The sequence below is a fragment of the Anabaenopsis tanganyikae CS-531 genome (assembly GCF_029891675.1).
Classification (GTDB): Bacteria; Cyanobacteriota; Cyanobacteriia; order Cyanobacteriales; family Nostocaceae; genus Anabaenopsis; species Anabaenopsis arnoldii.
In genome coordinates, this window is sequence record NZ_JANQDF010000166.1 from 1 (window position 1) to 4,684 (window position 4,684).

Sequence of the window (4,684 nt, forward strand, 5' to 3'; positions counted from 1 at the left end):
CAACGCCACGCAGTTCTATAACTTATCCCTACCTTTTTTGCATAATCAGATAGTTTCATTCATTTAATGATCGTACATTCATAATTATATTATACTACAAATGTACATAAATGACTATAAATTCATTAAATTATTGTAGACACTAAACCAAGAATAAACCAAGAATAAATATGGGTAAAAATGTCAAGCGAAAAAAATAAAAGGTGAAGGATGAATTTTGCCTTTGGTTTCATCCCTCTACCTTTTTATATACCTGATGCTTATTTAATGTTAGCCCGTGCGTCCTTCACTGCAGCAAAGAAAAATAATCCCGTGAGTGGAATGCTCAATCCGAGGATAATGGCAGTTACCTGAACACCTAAATCTGGTTGTCCAGAGGTAAGTTCAAATACTGAACCCACGGCGGCGATCGCTGTGATGCAAGCACCACCTAGAAATAAACCGCTTTTTGGAGTATACACTATTATTCCTATGTGAAAATGTTAACAATTGCTCACTTTTTTATCTTACTTGACCATGGAAGTACCTAAACTATCCACAGTACAAATTTTTAATTATTTAGTTCATAGTAGCATGAATTCAGTGAAGGAAAGATCAGCAAAACAGATTTTAGCGAACCCCTATGCTACTGGTTTCACCGACTGATAGGAGAAGCCATTTTTCGATAACTCCTGGGCTAAACTCAAGGAATTTTCCACCCGGTCTACAAATACTACCCCATTGAGGTGATCCATTTCGTGCTGAATGCAGCGTGCGAGTAGATCATAGGCTTTGAGGGTTTTGGGACGGCCGTATTCATCTTTATAAGCAACTTCTACGGATTCGGGACGTTTTACCTCTAAATAAACATTGGGAATACTCAAACAGCCCTCTTGGGCGACGCATACTTCCTTACTGACTTGTTTAATGGTGGGGTTAATCAATACCAGTGGGGGGTTAGCAGGGTTATCTGGTTCACAATCAATCACAATCAGTTGTTTATGAATTCCTACTTGAGGTGCAGCCAAACCAATACCATCGCTACTGTACATAGTTTGCAGCATTTCCCGGATAAGTTTACGGATTTCATCGTCTACTTTAGTAATCCGCTTGGCATCTTGACGCAGGACGCGATCGCCCAGATAGTGAAGTTTTAAGGGGGGATTTTTTAACTTTTTCTTCTCGACAGCAATTTCAGAAGGCATGATAATCAATGACTAAGTTGTGAAAATTCCTACCGTTTTAATTCTATCAAAACATAGTGGGAGCGTGATCACCCCTACTCTTTAGAGAGGAGATCAAACTTAGTGTATAGCTTGTGACTAGGAATTTATCCTATTTTCTACTTCACACCAAAGAACAACGACATTGTAGCGCTTGTTTAAGTAAACTTTGGTACTCCTCATCCTTAATCCCATAAGCGCCAAATCTAGCTAAATGGGGGTTCATCATTTGAGCATCAAACAGTAGAAACTGGTTTTGGCGCAATCTTTCCACCAACTTAACCATCGCCACCTTAGAACCTTCAGGAACGCGGTAAAACATCGACTCACCAATAAAAGCACCCCCAATAACAATTCCTAGGATACCCCCAGCCAGTTGGTCACCTTGCCAAGTTTCAAAACTATAAGCGTAACCATTCTGGTAAAGTAAGTAGTAAATCTCCTGTAACTCCGGCGAAATCCAAGTAGTCTCGCGGTCAGCACACCCAGCCACCACGGATGGAAAATCACAGTTAATGCTCAGGGTAAAACGCTCTTGATTGAGAACACGCTGCAAAGACCTAGGGTAGCGAAATCGCTCATCTAAGGGAATCAAAGTGCGATCGCGACTACTGTACCATCCCAGCCCTTTGTTGTCATCAGCCATGAGAAAATAACCTTGAGCATAACCCCGAACAATAGCAGCGATATCGTATTCCATAATTTCAGCAAGCAAAAAAACCCTCAGCGTACCTTTGCCTTTCCCTTAGCGTTCCTCTGCGTTAAAAAAAACATGACCGAAGCAATACCACCCATTACCCTACCACCTTCCAACAACCCTGATCTTGAAGGTCAGTGGTTGCAAGACCGATTATTAAAGTGGTTAGACACAGAATTCCTCCCCGAAATAGTCAATCAAAAAATTGCCCACAGGGCGGCACAAATTTTTGTCCGACAACGCATGGAAGGAGAGAATGACTTAGGATCTCTAGTTATAGCCATTGTTACAGAGATGCAGGCATTTGATTTTTCTAAAAGTTTCTATGGAGAATTTGCGATCGCCAACGCCGTCAGCGATCTACTCTTAGATAGTCTAGGCATAGACCGTTGCTGCGGAGAATAGTTTAGTCATTTTCTCCTGGAAGGAGAAAATGAGCAGTGACTACCAGCTAGACTTAACCACACCCGGTAAAAGACCTTCATGGGCCCATTCCCGGAACACATTCCGAGACAGACCAAAGTCGCGATACACACCCCTGGGACGACCAGTTACCCAGCAGCGATTGCGGTGACGAGTCGGCGCACTATTCCGGGGTAGCTGTTGAATTTTCCGGTGAATTTCCAATTTATCCAAGGGAGATTCCGCACTTTTGAATTCTGTCAATAATGCTTCTCGCTTTTCACTATACTTTTCTACCAAGTTGGCGCGTTTTTTTTCGCGCTCAATCATACTCTTTTTTGCCATAAATTCTTTAACTGGTTTGCAGACAGCATTTTCTATTCTATCGTGTTTTCAGAATTTCTCGAAATAAATGTTTTCTCACCAGTCGGACATAAATCATGGAGATAGCAAGCTTCGCAGAGGGGAGAACGAGCCTTACAAACAGCACGACCGTGATAAATCAAACGAATTGACCAATTTTCCCAATCCGGACGGGGTAACAACTTCATTAAATCTTTCTCAATCCTCACCGGGTCAGAAAATTTCGTTAACCCCAAGCGTTGGCTTAACCGCTTAACGTGAGTATCAACAGTCACCCCTGCATTAATACCATAAGCATGAGCTAAAACTACATTTCCCGTTTTTCGCGCCACCCCTGGAAGCTGTAATAATTGCTCCATTTCCTGGGGAACAACAGAGTCAAACTCCTTGACAATCATCCGACAAGCTGCTTGAATATTTTTGGCCTTATTTCTGTAAAAACCCGTAGACCGTACTAAAATTTCTAACTCTTCTAGGTCAGCATTGGCCAAACTAGCCGCATCCGGAAACCGGGCAAACAAAGCTGGTGTAACCTTATTCACTCGCTCATCAGTACACTGAGCCGAAAGAATGGTTGCTACCAGCAATTGTACTGGAGTAGAGTAATTCAAAGAGCAAGTTGCATCTGGATAAAGACCCTGCAACCGGGCGAGAATTTCTAACGCCCGTTGCTTTTGAGATGAGGATTTGCGGGTAACACTCACTGGAATAACTTTTGCACCCAATCTAACTGGGAGGTTAACTGACTAGTTTCTTTAACAATCAGAAAAATTCCTAGTCCCAAGAGTAACATTAAACCAGTTTGCATCACACCCTCTTGAATGCGGTTAGGTATTGGCTTACCTCGTAAACCTTCAATTAGCAAGAATGCCAGTTGTCCGCCATCTAAAGCCGGTAAAGGTAAAATATTAATAATTGCCAAGTTAATACTGATTAAAGCAGCAAAAAAGAACAGACTACCTGTATCATTTTGGGCAATACTAGAACCAATTTGGACAATTTTAATCGGTCCTGCTACCTGACCAGCTGTTTCGCCAAAGTTGGTAATTAGTTGGCCAAAGCCTTGAAATGTCATGGTAACCAAGCGCTGAAATTCACTACCACCAATATTGAAAGCTTGTGCCAAATTCTTCACAGGACGGCGAATAACTTCACCATTGGGAGCAAGTCCCACGCCAATACTACCTCCAGCTGGCTTCTCCTCAGGAACTACATTGACAGTTAGCCTTTGGTCGCCACGGGCAATTTCTAGCACTACAGGTTGACCGGGACTATTTTTGATAATATCCCGTAAATCTTCTATTTCCTGTAGTGCTGTGCCAAATTCCCTGTCATTAGCCGCTAAAATCACATCTCCTGATTTAATTCCAGCAGATGCGGCCACAGAACTCACCTCTGGCGCTAGTTGTTGAATTAAAACTCCCGGTTGGCTACTTTGTCCTATACCAACCAGACCTACCTGACTTACCAACAAGAAATAGGCAAAGATTAAATTGGCGATCACTCCCGCGCTAATGACAATCGCCCGATCTAAAATTGGCCGGTTACGCAGCAAATTCGGGTCATTGGGGGGAATATCGCTATCAGGGTCATCATCGGGGAAGCCCACAAACCCACCTAAAGGAAACGCGCGGATAGCATATTCGGTTTGAGAACCTTGGTATTTCCAAAGAACAGGCCCAAATCCTAAAGAAAAGCGGTTAACGAGAATACCTTGAGAACGAGCTGCGGTAAAGTGTCCTAACTCGTGTACCAAGATCAAAACAGCCAAGACTGCGATCGCTGCTAAAACTGACATAGAGCTTAGTCAAAATTCGGATATATCATTCTTATTCTAATAGTTAAGGAATGGCTAAAGAGTTATAGTACGGTATCTGTGATTATGTGACAAGTCCGGGATCTAGTAATTAAACCCCACCCAGCCAATTAAAACATCTTCTCAACAAACACCTTTGCGAACCTTTGCGCGTACTTAGCGACCTTTGCGTTTAAAAACCGGACAAAAAACTCGCCCCACAGT

7 protein-coding genes are annotated in these 4,684 nt (G+C 42.5%); 1 reads left to right on the forward strand and 6 read right to left on the reverse strand.

Going from position 1 to position 4,684, the window contains the following annotated elements:
- Positions 1 to 260 precede the first annotated feature (260 nt).
- From NWP22_RS15925 to aat, 3 genes are all read right to left on the reverse strand, one after another.
- Positions 261 to 464, reverse strand: a complete 204-nt coding sequence (locus NWP22_RS15925) for a hypothetical protein (RefSeq protein WP_271734066.1) — start codon at positions 462 to 464, stop codon at positions 261 to 263.
- A gap of 156 nt (positions 465 to 620) precedes the next feature.
- The gene (gene def / locus NWP22_RS15930) at positions 621 to 1,184 is read right to left on the reverse strand and encodes a peptide deformylase (RefSeq protein WP_271734064.1); all 564 of its coding nucleotides are present in this window, start codon (positions 1,182 to 1,184) and stop codon (positions 621 to 623) included.
- Positions 1,185 to 1,326: 142 nt separating this feature from the next.
- Positions 1,327 to 1,902 (reverse strand): leucyl/phenylalanyl-tRNA--protein transferase, encoded by a 576-nt coding sequence (aat, locus tag NWP22_RS15935; protein ID WP_271734065.1) that lies wholly within the window; start codon positions 1,900 to 1,902, stop codon positions 1,327 to 1,329.
- Positions 1,903 to 1,974: 72 nt separating this feature from the next.
- Between aat and NWP22_RS15940 the strand changes: the two genes are divergently transcribed.
- The gene (locus NWP22_RS15940) at positions 1,975 to 2,304 is read left to right on the forward strand and encodes a hypothetical protein (RefSeq protein ID WP_271734063.1); all 330 of its coding nucleotides are present in this window, start codon (positions 1,975 to 1,977) and stop codon (positions 2,302 to 2,304) included.
- Positions 2,305 to 2,343: 39 nt separating this feature from the next.
- Here NWP22_RS15940 and rpsN read toward each other — a convergent pair whose 3' ends face one another.
- From rpsN to rseP, 3 genes are read right to left on the reverse strand one after another with little or no spacing between them, the layout of a single operon-like run.
- Positions 2,344 to 2,646, reverse strand: coding sequence for a 30S ribosomal protein S14 (gene rpsN, locus NWP22_RS15945; protein WP_271734062.1), 303 nt, complete (start codon positions 2,644 to 2,646; stop codon positions 2,344 to 2,346).
- Positions 2,647 to 2,678: 32 nt separating this feature from the next.
- The gene (gene nth / locus NWP22_RS15950) at positions 2,679 to 3,389 is read right to left on the reverse strand and encodes an endonuclease III (protein ID WP_271734061.1); all 711 of its coding nucleotides are present in this window, start codon (positions 3,387 to 3,389) and stop codon (positions 2,679 to 2,681) included.
- Positions 3,365 to 4,462 (reverse strand): RIP metalloprotease RseP, encoded by a 1,098-nt coding sequence (gene rseP, locus NWP22_RS15955; protein WP_271734060.1) that lies wholly within the window; start codon positions 4,460 to 4,462, stop codon positions 3,365 to 3,367. Before rseP ends, nth begins: the two co-directional genes overlap by 25 nt.
- Between the last annotated feature and the right edge of the window lie 222 nt (positions 4,463 to 4,684).

Excerpts from the sequence above, each read along its gene's own strand:
- rseP (WP_271734060.1), bottom strand. The coding sequence starts at position 4,462 with ATGTCAGTTTTAGCAGCGATCGCAGTCTTGGCTGTTTTGATCTTGGTA.
- NWP22_RS15940 (WP_271734063.1), top strand. The coding sequence starts at position 1,975 with ATGACCGAAGCAATACCACCCATTACCCTACCACCTTCCAACAACCCT.
- rpsN (WP_271734062.1), bottom strand. The coding sequence starts at position 2,646 with ATGGCAAAAAAGAGTATGATTGAGCGCGAAAAAAAACGCGCCAACTTG.
- aat (WP_271734065.1), bottom strand. The coding sequence starts at position 1,902 with ATGGAATACGATATCGCTGCTATTGTTCGGGGTTATGCTCAAGGTTAT.
- def (WP_271734064.1), bottom strand. The coding sequence starts at position 1,184 with ATGCCTTCTGAAATTGCTGTCGAGAAGAAAAAGTTAAAAAATCCCCCC.